At 65.9% G+C, this 14,430-nt stretch carries 12 protein-coding genes; 6 read left to right on the top strand and 6 right to left on the bottom strand.

What is annotated here, in order from left to right:
* Window positions 1–63: 63 nt before the first annotated feature.
* Window positions 64–2,148 carry an ABC transporter substrate-binding protein gene (locus tag LOM8899_RS03975; protein ID WP_093990828.1) on the bottom strand — a complete coding sequence of 695 codons (2,085 nt, stop codon included), beginning with the start codon at window positions 2,146–2,148 and terminating at the stop codon, window positions 64–66.
* A gap of 183 nt (window positions 2,149–2,331) precedes the next feature.
* Between LOM8899_RS03975 and LOM8899_RS03980 the strand changes: the two genes are divergently transcribed.
* Window positions 2,332–3,249, top strand: a complete 918-nt coding sequence (locus LOM8899_RS03980) for a helix-turn-helix domain-containing protein (protein ID WP_093990829.1) — start codon at window positions 2,332–2,334, stop codon at window positions 3,247–3,249.
* A gap of 90 nt (window positions 3,250–3,339) precedes the next feature.
* Here the strand turns inward: LOM8899_RS03980 and LOM8899_RS03985 are convergent, their stop codons facing one another.
* From LOM8899_RS03985 to araD1, 4 genes are read right to left on the bottom strand one after another with little or no spacing between them, the layout of a single operon-like run.
* The gene (locus LOM8899_RS03985; RefSeq protein WP_093990830.1) at window positions 3,340–4,839 is read right to left on the bottom strand and encodes an aldehyde dehydrogenase (NADP(+)); all 1,500 of its coding nucleotides are present in this window, start codon (window positions 4,837–4,839) and stop codon (window positions 3,340–3,342) included.
* A 17-nt stretch (window positions 4,840–4,856) separates the two neighbouring features.
* The gene (locus LOM8899_RS03990) at window positions 4,857–5,762 is read right to left on the bottom strand and encodes a Gfo/Idh/MocA family protein (protein WP_093990831.1); all 906 of its coding nucleotides are present in this window, start codon (window positions 5,760–5,762) and stop codon (window positions 4,857–4,859) included.
* Window positions 5,763–5,778: 16 nt separating this feature from the next.
* Entirely contained in the window at window positions 5,779–7,521 is a 1,743-nt protein-coding gene (gene araD, locus LOM8899_RS03995) for an L-arabinonate dehydratase (RefSeq protein ID WP_093990832.1), read from the bottom strand.
* Between the two features lie 9 nt (window positions 7,522–7,530).
* Window positions 7,531–8,514 (bottom strand): AraD1 family protein, encoded by a 984-nt coding sequence (araD1, locus tag LOM8899_RS04000; protein WP_093990833.1) that lies wholly within the window; start codon window positions 8,512–8,514, stop codon window positions 7,531–7,533.
* Between the two features lie 93 nt (window positions 8,515–8,607).
* Between araD1 and LOM8899_RS04005 the strand changes: the two genes are divergently transcribed.
* The 5 genes from LOM8899_RS04005 (at window position 8,608) to LOM8899_RS23835 (ending at window position 13,007) form a co-directional block, all read left to right on the top strand.
* Window positions 8,608–9,528 carry a LysR substrate-binding domain-containing protein gene (locus LOM8899_RS04005; RefSeq protein ID WP_168770462.1) on the top strand — a complete coding sequence of 307 codons (921 nt, stop codon included), beginning with the start codon at window positions 8,608–8,610 and terminating at the stop codon, window positions 9,526–9,528.
* A 120-nt stretch (window positions 9,529–9,648) separates the two neighbouring features.
* Complete coding sequence (gene cuyA, locus LOM8899_RS04010) at window positions 9,649–10,671, top strand: D-cysteate sulfo-lyase (RefSeq protein WP_093990835.1); 1,023 nt, start codon at window positions 9,649–9,651, stop codon at window positions 10,669–10,671.
* Between the two features lies 1 nt (window position 10,672).
* Window positions 10,673–11,347 carry a cysteate racemase gene (gene cuyB, locus LOM8899_RS04015; protein ID WP_093990836.1) on the top strand — a complete coding sequence of 225 codons (675 nt, stop codon included), beginning with the start codon at window positions 10,673–10,675 and terminating at the stop codon, window positions 11,345–11,347.
* Between the two features lie 3 nt (window positions 11,348–11,350).
* A complete protein-coding gene (gene hisD, locus LOM8899_RS04020) occupies window positions 11,351–12,646 on the top strand; it encodes a histidinol dehydrogenase (RefSeq protein WP_093990837.1) in 1,296 nt (431 codons plus the stop codon).
* Between the two features lie 229 nt (window positions 12,647–12,875).
* Entirely contained in the window at window positions 12,876–13,007 is a 132-nt protein-coding gene (locus LOM8899_RS23835) for a hypothetical protein (protein WP_093990838.1), read from the top strand.
* An 85-nt stretch (window positions 13,008–13,092) separates the two neighbouring features.
* Here LOM8899_RS23835 and LOM8899_RS04030 read toward each other — a convergent pair whose 3' ends face one another.
* A complete protein-coding gene (locus tag LOM8899_RS04030; protein ID WP_093990839.1) occupies window positions 13,093–14,430 on the bottom strand; it encodes an ABC transporter permease in 1,338 nt (445 codons plus the stop codon).

The following is a 14,430-nucleotide window of genomic DNA, read 5'->3' on the forward strand; positions in this document are numbered from 1 at the left end:
GGTGGTCGGGAAGGTGGCGGGCAAGGCACACAGGCCCTGCCCGCCACGGGGAGGAACCCCGTCTTAGTTCGCCATCATCGGGCCGGTGCCACCCGGCGCACCGGGCAGAGTGCCGGGATGCAGTTCATTGTCGCTCTGGGCGTCGGAGGCCACGAACACGCGCTCGCGGATGATGTTGTCCTCGGCCCAGTTGTACATGAAGATCGGCGCCCCCGGAGGGATGTTGGAGAAGCGCTTGTTGATGATCAGAGCGCCAGGATAGGCGGTCAGACCCACCGAGTAGACATTCTCGGTGTGAAGACGCTGGTAGGTCTTCATCAACTCGGCACGCTCCGTCGGATCGTTGGTGGCGACGAAGGCGTTGATCACGTCGACCATCTCGGCCTCGAAATCCATCAGGTCGATCTCGCCGGCCTCGTTTGCCATGTGCATCCACGCCGTCTGCGGGCCCACGGGGGCAAGGTCGGTCGGGCGCTGAATGACGGTGATGTACTCGGAGGTGTTGCGACGTACCATCCAGTCATAGCGGCCTGCATCGCGGGTGGCGTCAAAGTCGTTGCCCGCCAGCGAGTTGAGCGCCACTTGGATGCCCGCCTCTTCCATCATCGCCACGATACCCTCGGCAAGGTTGCCGTCGGTCGCGTATTCGTTGTTGGACAATAGCGTGACCTGCACGTTGGCGCCGCCCAGCACAGCCGCCGGATGATTGAGGAAGCCGTCACCGTCGGTGTCGGTCAGACCGGCCGCTTCGAAATGGGCCGCCGCACTTTCGAGGCTGTAGGGATAGAACACCGTCGAATCAGCATCATAGAACGATGTGCCCGCATAGATGCCGCCGGGATATTCCGCTGTGAACGGTCCCTTGACGAGGCTCTCGCCCAGACGCACCCGGTCGATCACCTGAGTCAGACCCATGCGGAAATCGGCGTTGCGGTTCAGCTCGCGGATCGCCTGACGACGCTCGTCGGGCTCACCCCAGCCGTTGCCGGAAAAGTTCATATACATCGAATAACCGATGGTCCGAGGGCCAAAGGCCAGACGGGCCGGGCTATCGGGGTCGGCGGCACGACGCAGGCTTTCGACAAAGTTCTCAGCCTGCTCAAGGTTTGAGAAATCGCCGGTGCCTGCAACCGCTTGCACGTCACGGTCTGCCCAAGTGGACAGGCGGTAGTGCATCTCGTTCAGATAGGGCAGCTGATTGCCTGCATCGTCCACCTTCCAGTAATAGGGATTGCGGCGGAGCACGACGATATCGTCGCTGCGGTATTCCACCGGAACCCAAGCGCCCATGACCGGAAAGTTCAGATACTCCGGCGGGAAGGCGTTGCGATAATCCTCATAGGAATTGTCGGAGTTGGCCGGATGCTCGGGGGCCAGAATGTGGCTCGGGCCGGGGCAGAAGGTGCCGTAAGCCATCGCATAGAGCACGGCCTCGGGGCGCGACGTCGTAAAGGTGAAGGTCACCTGAAACTCGCCGGTTTTCTCCATCGTGGAGCCTTCGCCGAAGGTGCCTTGGCTGGCGCCGTTCAGCGGGGTGATCTCTGGATCCATCACGTGATGATCCCAGTAGAACACCAGATCGTCGGCGTCGAACGGATCGCCGTCCGACCACTTGGCGCCCTCGATCAGGTTCACGACAAGGCTCATCCCGTCCTCGGACCATTCCCAATCCTTGGCGAGGTTCGGCATCGGGGCCAGATCCTCGGAGTTGACCATGAACAACGGGCCGGTCCGGGTCAGGCACTCGAACATGCCGATGTCGATGCCGCCCCAGCCCTGACTGTTGCCGGCGATATAGTTCCAGCCCTCGGGGCGGCCGCCGATCACGTGGCGCATCACGTCGCCGTAGACACCGGGGCCGTCCGGCATGTTGCCCGCCTTGTAGACCAGCGGCTCGGCAGGCAGACGCTCCGCGACGGGCGGCAAAAGGCCCGCGGCGACGAATTCGGCGACGAAATCGGGCTCGGCATAACTCTCGAGCGCACGATATTCGAACACGTCCGACCGGTTCACGAAGACCGGCTCGCCCTGTGCGTCGAATGCCGGGGCGGGCGGCACCGAAGTGGCCTCTACGATCTGCGCGGACACGAGGCCCGGCGCCAAACCGACCAAGAGCGCCGCCGAAGCGACGCGCGATAAGAGATTCATAATAAGTCCTCCCAAAGGGCTCAAACCGAGACCCGGATCGGCGGGTCGGTTTTTGTTTTATGCATTCCGGCGCAGACTCCTCTTCCCGCGCAGAATGGCTCAAGTCTGCGCTTCGGGGCGGCTTTACAGCAATACCGAAATCCGACATTCTTTTCCGGGTTCTTAAGATGGGTCAGGAACCGGATGACAAAAAGCGACAGCACTGCTGCCCCTAACCCCGGCGTGCCGAAACACGAACGGCACTTCTACGGATTGAACAAGGCGATCGGCCGGTTCGGGATGCGGGTCTTTACGCCCTACGTCATGGATCAGCCGCATTGGCACGGGCATATCGAGGTCAATTTCCTGACCGGCGGATCGATGCTCTACGACGTCAACGGCGAGAAGATCCACATCGCAGGCGGCGAACTGGTGCTGTTCTGGGCGGGGATCCCGCATCAGCTGATCGACATCCAGCCCAATGGAAACGGGCCGCCCCGGCTGACCAATATCTACCTGCCGGTCGACACCTTCCTGTTCATGCCGCACATCGCCCAGATTCAGGTGGCCCTGCTCGGCGGGGCGCTGATCAGCCTGCCGCCGTCACTCTGCTCGGCCGAGCAATTGGGGCTCTGGTATCGGGACTACCGGTCCAACGATTTCGAACGGATCGAAGTGATGAAGATGGAGTTGAACGCCGTGCTCCGACGGGCGCTGACCCAAGACCTCAGCTATCTGCGTCAGCCACTGGCCGAGGTCGAAGAGGGACGGACCCTGTCGTCGGCGCACATCCGGCACGTGGTGGAAATGGTGCGGTTCATCCTCGAAAACCTGTCCGAGCCGATCACAAATGCCGACGTGGCCGAGGTGACCGGCCTGCACCAGAATTACGCCCTGTCGCTGTTCTCAAAAACCATGCGATTGCCGATGAAGAAATTCGTCATCCGGATGCGGCTGCTCCGGGCGCGGGCGCTGCTGATGGAAAGCGCGCTGGCCATCGGCAAAGTGGCCGAAACCTGCGGCTTCCAATCGCTCAGCCAGTTCTACAGCCATTTCAAATCGGCTTACGGCATGTCGCCGCACGCGATGCGGACGCTCTACACCCAGATGGAGCTGCGCTAGAGCATCGCCCCGGCGCCCCCTTCTTTGGGTCCAAAATATCCCCGCCGGAGGCATCCGACATATCCGCCGGAGCCGTCCGAAGGAGTCTACTCAGGTCAAATCGGCAGGCAGCAACGCATCCGGCACGTTCTGATAACATACCGGGCGGAGCCAACGGCGGATCGCCATCGTGCCCACGCTGGTCGCGCCGAAGTTGGTCGTCGCCGGATAGGGCCCGCCATGGACCATCGCCTCGGCGACCTCGACGCCGGTAGGATAACCGTTAACGAGGATCCGGCCCGCCTTGCGCTCCAGCACCGGCATCAGGCGTGCGGCTTGCGGGTGATCGGCCTCGTCGATGTGCAACGTCGCGGTCAACTGGCCGGCAAGGCCCGACGCCACAGCCGCCATTTCCTCCGCATCCTTGACCCGGACCACGATGCCCAGAGGGCCAAAGACCTCATGGGCCAGCGACGGGGTCGTCGCCCATTCGGTGCCGGTCACCTGCAACAGCCACGGCGTCGCCTCACGGCCCGCGCATTCGGCGCCGGTCAAGACCTCCGCCTCGCTCGCCATCCGCCGCGATCCCTCGCGGAAGGCCGAGGCGATGCCCTCGGTCAGCATCACCTGAGCCGACACGCCGCCCAATGCGGCGACGGCCTCGGAAACCAGCGCATCTGCGTCCGGCCCGTCGATCACCACGGCGACGCCGGGGTTGGTGCAGAACTGCCCCGCCCCCATGGTCAGCGATCCGGCCCAGCCCTGAGCGATCGCCTTGCCACGCGCCGCCACCGCGTTGGGCAGCAGGAACATCGGGTTGATCGAGCCCAACTCGCCATAGAACGGGATCGGCACCTCGCGGGCGGCACAGAGGTCAAACAGCGCACGTCCCCCGCGCAACGATCCGGTAAAGCCCACGGCCGTGATCAGCGGATGCTCGACCAAAGCCTTGCCGACGGCCACGCCGCCGTCCTGCACCATCGAGAACACGCCACCGGGCAAGCCCTTTGCGGCCACGGCGGCGCTGATCGCTTCGGCCACGATGGCGCTGGTGCCGGGATGCGCCGGATGGCCCTTGACCACGACCGGGCAGCCAGCGGCCAGGGCGCTGGCGGTGTCGCCACCGGCCACCGAAAAGGCCAAGGGAAAGTTCGACGCGCCAAAGACGGCCACCGGGCCGATCGGGCGCTGCATCAGGCGCAGGTCCGGGCGCGGCAGGGGAGCGCGGTCGGGCAGCGCCTCGTCGTGGCGGCGATCCAGATAATCACCGGCCTCGATATGCCGGGCAAACAGGCGCAACTGACCGGTGGTCCGGCCGCGCTCACCTTGCAGGCGAGCTTCGGGCAGACCGCTTTCGGCCATGGCGATGGCGGTGAGCGGTTCGGCGCGGGCTTCGATCTCGTCGGCAATCGCGTCGAGCAGGGCGGCACGCTCGGCCCGCGACGTGGCGGCAAAGGCCCCAAAGGCGGCCTCGGCGGCCTGCACCGCCTGATTGATCAATGCGGGGGTGCCGGCGGGATACTGCCCCGGCGTGCCCGACACGGGGGCGTTGGCAAAGGTCTCGCCGTCGGTTACCGCAGCCCCTGCAATCCAATGTGCGCCATTTGCCATAGTCTCTCTCCCTTACCTCAAAAGTCGAATGGATCGGTCACGATCCGGCGACCGAGCGTCATCGCGTCGGCCACATGCACCATCGGAGCAAGGTCGACCTCGCTCCGCCCCGCGCTGACCAATTCGGTCATACGGGCATAGAGGGCGGGATACTCTGCCTCGGGGCCGCCTTCAACCGGCTCGCCGTCGATCAGCAGCAGATTGCCCCCGTGGCGCAGCGCCAACGGGCCGGCATCGGTCTCGATATCGATGTCCCACGTCTGCGGGCCTTCCTGACGCCAATCAAAGTCGGCGCTGACCGCGCCGGTAAACTGCAACCGGGCGGCAATCGGGGTCTGGCGGTTTTCCGGGAATTCAAGCTCGGCCCCGGTCAGGTGAACAGGACGCGGCAGGATCTCGGTCAGGATCGACAGGGCGTTGATGCCGGGATCAAAGACGCCCATGCCGCCCGGTTCGAACACCCAGTCCTGACCGGGGTGCCATTTGCGCACGTCCTCGCGCCACGTGATATGGGCGCGGGTGATCGTCTTGTCGGCCAGCCACGCCTTGGCCCCCGGCACGCCCTTGGCCATCCGGCTGTGCCACGTGGCAAACAGGGTCAGCCCGCGCGCCGCGGCCAGCGTTTGCAGGGCATGAACCTCGGCCAATGTCGCCCCCGGCGGCTTTTCCAGCATCACGTGCCGGCCCGCCAGCAACGCCGCCTCGGCATAGGCATAGCGCGGCACCGGCGGCATGCAGAGCGACACCACCGGCACATCGGGCCGGGCTTCGAGCATTGCGGGCAGGTCGGCAAAGGCCTCGACCCCGTCGACACGGCCCGACCGGCTGACGGTGCAGGCCAGCTCCCAATCGGGGCTGGCCGCGATGCTGGGCACGTGCTGATCCAGCGCGATCTTACCGATGCCGGCGAGGGCGACTTTCATCAATGGCGGTCCTTTATCAATGGCTGTCCTTGCCCACCGGATTGCCCCGGCATCCCTTGAGGAAATCCAGATCGGCCCCGGTATCGGCGCCCTCGACATGGGCATGGTGCAGCCAGGCATAGCCGCCGTCAGGGGTCGGCACCGTGGGCGTCCAGTCGGCCAATCGCGCGGCAAGCTCGATATCCGGGATATCCAGATGAATGCGCCGGTTCGGCACGTCCAGCTCGATCATATCGCCATCGCGGACGACCGCCAGAGGGCCACCGGCGGCGGCTTCGGGCGAGGTGTGCAGCACCACGGTGCCATAGGCCGTGCCCGACATCCGGGCATCCGAAATGCGGACCATGTCGGTGATGCCGCGGCGCAGGATCTTGGGCGGCAGGCCCATGTTGCCCACTTCGGCCATGCCGGGATAACCCTTCGGGCCGCAGTTCTTCAGCACCATCACGCAGGTCTCGTCGATATCCAGATCTTCGTCAGCGATCTTGGCCTTGTAATCGTCGATATCCTCAAAGACCACGGCGCGGCCGCGATGCACCATCAATTCCTTGGAGGCGGCAGAAGGCTTTAGCACCGCCCCGCCGGGCGCGAGATTGCCGCGCAGAACGGCGATACCGCCGGTCTGGGTCAGGGCCTTTTCGGTGGGCAGGATCACGTCCTCGTTCCAGTTCTGGACGTCCTTGACGTCGTCCCAGATCGGGCCGCCGCTGACCGTCAGCGCGTCCTTGTGCAGCAGCCCCGCCTCGCCCAGCCGTTTGAGCACGACAGGCAGGCCACCGGCATAGAAGAATTCTTCCATCAAGTATTTGCCCGAGGGCATCAGGTTGACGATGGTCGGCACATCGCGGCCACAGCGATCCCAGTCGTCGAGCGTCAGATCGACGCCGACCCGGCCTGCGATGGCAAGCAGGTGGATCACCGCATTGGTCGAGCCGCCGATGGCGCCGTTGGTGCGGATCGCGTTCTCAAAGGCGCGCTTGGTCATCACGTCGCTGGGCTTGAGGTCGTCCTTGACCATCTGCACGATGCGGCGGCCGCTCATCTGCGCCATGGTGCGGCGGCGGGTGTCGACCGCAGGGATCGCGGCATTGCCCGACAGGCTCATGCCCAGCGATTCCGCCATGCTCGCCATCGTCGAGGCGGTGCCCATCACGTTGCACGACCCGACCGAGCGGCTGACCCCGCTTTCGGAGGCGACGAAATCCTCGGAGGTCATCTTGCCCGCCTTGACCGCTTCGGAAAAGCGCCACAGGTGGGTGCCCGAGCCGATCTGCTCGCCGCGGAAATTGCCGTTGAGCATCGGACCGCTGGTCACCACGATCGAGGGCAGATCGGTCGAGGCGGCGGCCATCAGCAGGCTCGGCGTGGTCTTGTCACAGCCCACCAGCAAGACGCATCCGTCCATCGGCTGGGCCCGCATCGCCTCTTCGACCGCCATCGCGGCGAGGTTGCGAAACATCATCGCGGTCGGTCGAAACGCGCTCTCGCTGGCCGAGAACACCGGGACCTCCACCGGAAAGCCGCCCGCCTCGTAGACGCCGTGCTTCACCTTTTCGGCCAGCTCGCGCAGGTTGGCGTTGCAGGGGGTCAGCTCGGACCAGGTGTTGAGGATGCCGATGACCGGGCGGCCATCGAACAGGTCGTCGGGATAGCCCTGCGCCTTGATCCAGCCGCGATGGTAGATCGCGTCCTTGCGGTCGCCCTTGAACCATTCGGTCGAGCGGAGGTCACGGGGCCATTTGGCGGGTTTGAAGGTCATATCGTTTCCTTAAAGGGCGCGCACGCGGGCGACGGGGGCCGGGTCTGCCTGACCCAGTGTGTTGGTGAGGGGCAGACCGAACGCGGGCGCTTCGATTTCGAAGATATCGCCAGTCTCTGCCTGAATACCATCGGCAAAGCTCAATGTGGCGGTGCCGAACATGTGCACATGCACATCGCCCGGCTGGCAAAACACGCCGTACTTGAAATGGTGATGCTCCAGATTGGCGAAGCTGTGGGACATGTTCGCCTCGCCCGACAGGAACGGCTTTTCCCAGATCACCTCGCCCGCGCGGCGGATGCGGCTGGTGCCTTGCACGTCGGCGGGCAGGTCGCCCACGAGGATTTCCGGGCCATAGGAGGCCGGGCGTAGCTTGGAATGGGCGAGGTAGAGGTAGTTCACCCGCTCCATCACGTGATCCGAGAATTCATTGGCCAGCGTCCAGCCGACGCGGGCCGGCGTGCCGTCGGGGCCAATGACATAAAGGCCCGCCACCTCCGGCTCTTCGCCGCCGTCCTGCGCGAATCCGGGGCTGGTCAGGGTGCCGCCGGGGGGCACGGCAACGGTGCCGTTGCCTTTGTAGAACCATTCCGGTTGCACGCCGGGCAGCGTGTCGGGCTTGCCGTTCTCCAGCCCCATCCGAAACATCTTCATGCTGTCGGAGACGGCCTCGTCCTGGCTGGCCTTCGCATGCATGGCGTCTCGGGTCGCGGCAGAGCCCAGATGGGTCAGCCCGGTGCCTGTCAGATGCAGATGCGCCGGATCCGGATGGGTCAGCGGCAGGGTCAGCCTGCCCTGCGCGGCCATGGCAGGCAGATCCACCGGATCGCCCCGGCCGTGGGCGGCCACCACGTCGGCAAGGCTCTGGCCGGTGCGGGCGGCCTCCATCGCCAGATCATAGGTGCTGGCCGCGCCCTGTACGAGGAACGCTTCGGCCCCCTCGCGCACGACGACGGCGGTCCCTGCCCCGTCGAGCAACTGCGACAAATGCATGTTTGGTCCTCCCCTGATCCGACATATGGCAATGTCTGGGCATAACAAACAAATTACATTATCACAGGTTGGCATAACAATTTTGGTATGAATATGGCGGATACCTTCCTGCGGCGCGGGCTCAAGCTGCGGCATCTGCGGATCGTCGCGGCCCTGTCGGAAACCGGGCAGATCGGCAGCGCCGCCGAGGCGCTCTCGATCTCGCAGCCCGCCGCCTCGCGGCTCTTGGCCGAGGCAGAGCGGATCACCGGGCACAAGGTGCACACGCGGTCGGGGCGCGGCGTGGTGCTGACCGCGCAGGGCAAGGCGCTGGCGGTGCGGGCGGCGCGGATCCTGACCGAACTGGACGACGCCAGCCGCGACATGGACGAGATCGAAACAGGGGCCACCGGGCACGTGCGGCTTGGCTCTGTGACCGGCCCGGCACTTGACCGGGTTTTGCCCGCGCTGCAATCGGCATGGCAAAGCCTGCCCGGCGTGACCACCGAGGTCGAGGTCGCCGCGAGTGACGCGCTGGGGGATATGCTGCTGGCCGGACGGCTGGATTTCGCGCTGGCGCGGCAGCCGCTGCATCTGGACGCGGACCGCTTCGTGTTTCGCGGCATGGCCGACGAACAGGTCAGCCTCGTCGTCCGGCAAGGGCACCCGCTGCTGCAAGGGGCGATGCCGCCGGCCGAGGCGCTGATGGGCTTCGACTGGGTGATGCCCGGCCCCGGCGCGATCCTGCGGACCGCCGTGCTGACCCGGCTCACCGCCCTCGGGCTGCCGCACCCTGCGTCTAGGCTGGCGACCTCGTCGTTCCTGCTGACGCTCACGATGCTGCGGCAATCCGATGCCATCGCCCCCTTGGCCAGCCCGGTGGCGCAGAGCTTTGCAGGCGAAGCGGGCAGCGACTTTGCGGTGCTCCCCATAGATCTGGGGATCAGGGTCGAACCCTACGGCCTGCTGACCCGCTCGGGCAGCACGCTGACGCCCGTCGCCGCCCGGCTGGCGGCGCTGATCACAGGGATCTGACAGGTTTCCCGAAACCGCGTTTCAGCTTTCCGAACAAAGCCCGGCGCGGCACCGATCCCCCCTGCCCAGAGGGGCCGGATGGGCCTATCCTGCCGGCTCAGACACCATCAGGACCCCGCCATGCACCTCGCCCGTTTTCCCCGCGTCCACCTCGCCCACCTGCCAACCCCGCTGGAGCGGCTCGACCGTCTGTCGGCGGCGCTGGGCGGGCCGGAGATCTGGATCAAGCGCGACGACTGCACCGGGCTCAGCACCGGCGGCAACAAGACCCGCAAGCTGGAATTCCTGATGGCCGAGGCGCTGGCCGAGGGCGCCGACATGGTGATGACCCAAGGGGCGACGCAATCCAACCACGCCCGCCAAACCGCCGCCTTCGCCGCAAAGCTCGGGCTTAAATGCCACTGTCTGCTCGAAGACCGGACAGGCTACAACAACCCGAACTACAACGGCAACGGCAACGTCCTGCTCGACCACCTGCACGGCGCGACCACCGAGAAATTTCCCGGCGGTCACGACATGCCCGGCGAGATGGAGCGCGCGGCAGAGGCGATGCGCGCCAAGGGGCACAAGGTCTATGTCATCCCCGGCGGCGGATCGAACCCGACCGGGGCGCTGGGCTATGTGAACTGCGCCTACGAGTTGCTCGGTCAGCTGAACGACCGCTCGCTCAAGGTCGACCGGATCGTGACACCGACAGGCTCGTCGGGCACGCAGGCCGGTCTGGTTGTGGGGCTCGCCGCCACTCACGCGAACATCCCGCTGCTCGGGATCGGAACGCGGGCCCCCCAGCCGAAACAAGAGCAGATGGTCTACGACCTCGCCTGCAAGACCGCCGAAAAGATCGGCGCACCCGGCATCGTCAGCCGCGACATGGTCATGGCCAACACCGATTACGTCGGCGACGGCTATGGCCTGCCGACCGAGAGCGGTCTGGAGGCCATCGCCCTGTTCGCCGAGCTTGAGGGGCTGCTGCTCGATCCGGTCTATTCGGCCAAGGGGGCGGCAGGGCTGATCGATCTGGTGCGCAAGGGCGCCTTCGACGGCGACGAGCGGATCGTGTTCATCCACACCGGGGGATCGACGGGGCTGTTCGGCTATGACTTTGCCTTCGATCATAGCGCCCGACAGATCAAGATCGGCTGACATGCGGACAGTGGGCATCCTTGGCGGCATGGGGCCGGAAGCAACCGTCGATCTGATGCGGCGGGTGATCGCCGGCACGCCCGCTCAGGACGATGCCGACCACGTGCCGCTGATCGTCGATCAGAACACGCAGGTGCCCAGCCGGATCGCGCATCTGATCGACGGCACCGGCGAGGATCCCGGCCCGGTGCTGATCGCCATGGCGCAGCGGCTGGAGGCGGCCGGGGCGCAGGCGCTCGCCATGCCGTGCAACACCGCCCACCACTATGCCGAACAGATCGAAGAGGCAGTCGGCATCCCGCTCTTGAACATGGTCGAGTTGACGGTGACCGAGGCGGAAAAGACCGGCGAGACGGTGATCGGGCTGCTCGGCTCTCCGGCGATCAAGACCGCCCGGATCTATGCCGATGCCTTTGGGGCGCACGGTCTGCGGATGGTCTATCCCGCGGATCAGGAGGCCATGCTCACGGCGATCCGGCAGATCAAGACGCACGGACCGAACGAGACCTCGGCCAGCATCCTGCGGGCGGCCTCCGACAGCATGGACACGCCTGTGCAAATCCTCGCCTGCACGGAATTCTCGCTCATCGCGGACGCCCTGCCCGACCGGATCACCACGATCGACACGCTGGACGTGCTGACCGGTGCGATCATCCGCTTTGCGACCGAGGGCTGAGCCATGGCGATCTATCTCAAACAGGCCAATCCACGGCCAGAGGCGGAAACCGGCGACGTGCGCGAGGCGGTGCAGGGGCTGCTGGCGCAAATCGCGCGGGGCGGGGAAGACGCCGCACGGGCGCTGACCGAGCGGTTCGACGGCTGGAACGGCGAGATCATCGTCTCCCCCGAGACGATCCGGGCGGCACGGGACGCGCTGCCCGATCAGACCAAGGCCGACATCGCCTTTGCCCACTCCAATATCCGGCGCTTTGCCGAGGCGCAGGCCGAGACGATCCGGGATACCGAGGTCGAGATCCTGCCCGGCCTGATCGCCGGGCAAAAGCAGATCCCCGTCTCGGCGGCGGGATGCTATGTGCCCGGCGGGCGCTACGCCCATGTTGCGAGCGCGATCATGACGGTGACGACCGCGCGGGTGGCGGGTGTCAGGCACATCACCGCCTGTTCGCCGCCAAGGCCGGGGGCGGGGATTCCGCCTGCGATCCTCTATGCGATGGACCTTTGCGGAGCCGATGCGATCCTGTCCATGGGCGGAGTGCAAGCGGTTGCAGCCATGGCGCAGGGGCTGTTCGGCCTGCCCAAGGCGGATATCCTCGTCGGGCCGGGCAATCAGTATGTGGCCGAGGCGAAGCGGATCCTGTTCGGACAGGTGGGCATCGACATGGTGGCCGGACCGACCGACAGCCTGATCCTCGCCGACGAAACCGCCGACGCGGCCCTCGTGGCGGCGGACCTCGTCGGACAGGCCGAGCACGGCTACAACTCGCCGGTCTGGCTCGTAACCGACAGCCGGGCCCTGGCCGAGGCGGTGATGGCGCTGGTGCCCGGCCTGATCGACAGCCTGCCGACGCTGAACCGGGACAACGCGCGGGCGGCCTGGGCGGACTACGCCGAAGTGATCCTCTGCGCGGACCGCGAAGAGATGGCGGCGCAGTCCGACAGGATCGCGCCCGAACACCTGCATGTGCAATGCGCCGATCTGGACTGGTGGTTGGGACGGCTGACCGCCTATGGCTCGCTGTTTCTGGGCGAGGAAACCACTGTGGCCTTTGGCGACAAGGCGTCGGGGCCGAACCACGTGCTGCCGACCTCCGGGGCGGCGCGCTATACCGGCGGGCTGTCGGTGGGCAAGTTCATGAAGACGGTGACGTGGCAACGCTCGACCCGCGCGGCCGCAAAGCCTCTGGCCGAGGCGACCGCCCGGATCAGCCGGCTAGAAGGGATGGAAGGGCACGCCCGAACCGCCGATATCCGGCTGGCGAAGTATTTCCCCGGCGAAACCTTCGATCTGGGCTGAGGCGCCCCGCTCAACCGGCACCCGGCGCTGCGTCGTGGCGCCGGTTTACGCCCTTCACAAACGCCCGCAACGCGCCTAGATTGATCCTATCGGCGGACCCCGGTTCGCCCCCGATCTCTCGCGGATCATCGCCCTGACCCCTTAGCTGTCAGGCAACCCTGATTTCCCCTGAGCCAGAACCAACCGCCCGGCCATGCGCTGCGCGGGTTTATTTCACAGGAGTCAGATCATGAGTAAGGGCAAAAGCCAGAACAATCGCGAAGCCAAGAAACCCAAGCAGGAGAAGCCAAAGGTCTTGGCGACCGCCAATTCCGGTTTGGGCAAGCCTCTGGATATCGGTCAGAAGAAAAAGGGCAAATAGCGCCCTTTTCTCCGTCGGGAGGGGGCGCTGCCCCCGCCCTGCGGGCCCCCCGGGATATTTTTGACCCAAAGAAGGAGGGGCGTGGTCAGCCGCGCCCTTTCCACGGCACCAGTATCCGCTCGGCCCAGCGCATGAGCATGTCGATGGAGAAGCCCACGACCCCGATCAGGATGATCCCCATGATCACGATGTCGGTGCTCTGGAATTTCGAGGCGACCATGATCATCATGCCCGCGCCCTTTTCGGCGGCGACCAGTTCCGCGGCCACCACCGTGCCCCAGCAGACCCCCATCGCCACCCGCGCCCCGGTGAAGATGTCGGGCAGCGAATTGGGGATGATGACGTGCCGCATGATCTGCCATTTCGAGGCGCCCAGTGAATAGGCGGCGTGCACCTTGGAGATCCGCACGCCCGAGACCCCGGACCGTGCCGCGATGGCCATGATCCAGAGCGCCGCGAGGAACAGCAGGATGATCTTGCCCACCTCGCCGATCCCTGCCCAGAGGATCACCAGCGGGATCAGGGCCAAGGGCGGCACCGGCCGCATGAACTCGACGATCGGGTCGAACCAGCCGCGGAACCAGTCCGACAGCCCCATCGCGTAGCCCAGCGGGATGCCGACGATCGCCCCGAGCAGGAAGCCCACGATCACCCGGAACAGCGAATAGCCCAGATGTTCGGCCAGGGTCGAATTGCGGAAGCCGTCGCTTGAGATCTTGACCAGTTGCGACCAGACCGCTTCGGGGGCGGGCAGCCAGATCGGCTCCATCTGCCAGCCGGTGTCGGGCGTGATGTTCAGCGTGCCCCGCCCGGTGACGTTCACCGTGGCAAAACCGACATCGACCCCCGGACCGCCGGCCTCCACCGGCCGCCCGTCGATCGCGACCACGGAGGCGCCGTCGTCGCGGGTGAATTCGTCGTTGTCGTCGAAGCGCAGCAGCTCGCTCCGGTAGGCCTGCACCGCCAGCCCGTCATCCTTGGCGAAGCCCTCTCCCAGCGCGGCCTCCGGCGCATCGGCCTCGGAGCCCGCCGGAAAGACGCGCACCATGACCGTCGCCTCGTCGGTGCTGCCGTCCGGCCCCTGGGCCGTGTAGGTAAAGCTGCCCTCGCCGGTAAAGGCGCCCGGCACGTGCAAGAAGCCGGGCAGCAGCTTTGACCCGGTGAACGCCCCCCAGAGCACGAAGATCAGCGCGATCGAGATCACCGAGGCCACGGTGTTCGAGGTCACGGCACTTTCGTCGCCGAAGGTCACGGTCTTGAGCGCGCTGTAGTCGCGCCGGGGCTGCAGGAACTGCCGGATCACCTTCCAGACCGCGAGCGTGCCGAGGATCAGCAGGACATAGCCGATGATGAAGGGGGCGGCGGACAGCACCGTGCCCAGAACCGTGCGCAATTCCCCTGCGAGCGAGGTGATCAGTTCCAT

This window comes from Flavimaricola marinus (assembly GCF_900184895.1).
In the GTDB taxonomy this organism is placed as follows: Bacteria; Pseudomonadota; Alphaproteobacteria; order Rhodobacterales; family Rhodobacteraceae; genus Flavimaricola; species Flavimaricola marinus.

Bases quoted from the DNA above. Each gene is read 5' to 3' on its own strand.
- LOM8899_RS03975 (WP_093990828.1), bottom strand. From the start codon at position 2,148: ATGAATCTCTTATCGCGCGTCGCTTCGGCGGCGCTCTTGGTCGGTTTG.
- LOM8899_RS03980 (WP_093990829.1), top strand. From the start codon at position 2,332: ATGACAAAAAGCGACAGCACTGCTGCCCCTAACCCCGGCGTGCCGAAA.
- LOM8899_RS03985 (WP_093990830.1), bottom strand. From the start codon at position 4,839: ATGGCAAATGGCGCACATTGGATTGCAGGGGCTGCGGTAACCGACGGC.
- LOM8899_RS03990 (WP_093990831.1), bottom strand. From the start codon at position 5,762: ATGAAAGTCGCCCTCGCCGGCATCGGTAAGATCGCGCTGGATCAGCAC.
- araD (WP_093990832.1), bottom strand. From the start codon at position 7,521: ATGACCTTCAAACCCGCCAAATGGCCCCGTGACCTCCGCTCGACCGAA.
- araD1 (WP_093990833.1), bottom strand. From the start codon at position 8,514: ATGCATTTGTCGCAGTTGCTCGACGGGGCAGGGACCGCCGTCGTCGTG.
- LOM8899_RS04005 (WP_168770462.1), top strand. From the start codon at position 8,608: ATGGCGGATACCTTCCTGCGGCGCGGGCTCAAGCTGCGGCATCTGCGG.
- cuyA (WP_093990835.1), top strand. From the start codon at position 9,649: ATGCACCTCGCCCGTTTTCCCCGCGTCCACCTCGCCCACCTGCCAACC.
- cuyB (WP_093990836.1), top strand. From the start codon at position 10,673: ATGCGGACAGTGGGCATCCTTGGCGGCATGGGGCCGGAAGCAACCGTC.
- hisD (WP_093990837.1), top strand. From the start codon at position 11,351: ATGGCGATCTATCTCAAACAGGCCAATCCACGGCCAGAGGCGGAAACC.
- LOM8899_RS23835 (WP_093990838.1), top strand. From the start codon at position 12,876: ATGAGTAAGGGCAAAAGCCAGAACAATCGCGAAGCCAAGAAACCCAAG.
- LOM8899_RS04030 (WP_093990839.1), bottom strand. From the start codon at position 14,430: ATGGAACTGATCACCTCGCTCGCAGGGGAATTGCGCACGGTTCTGGGC.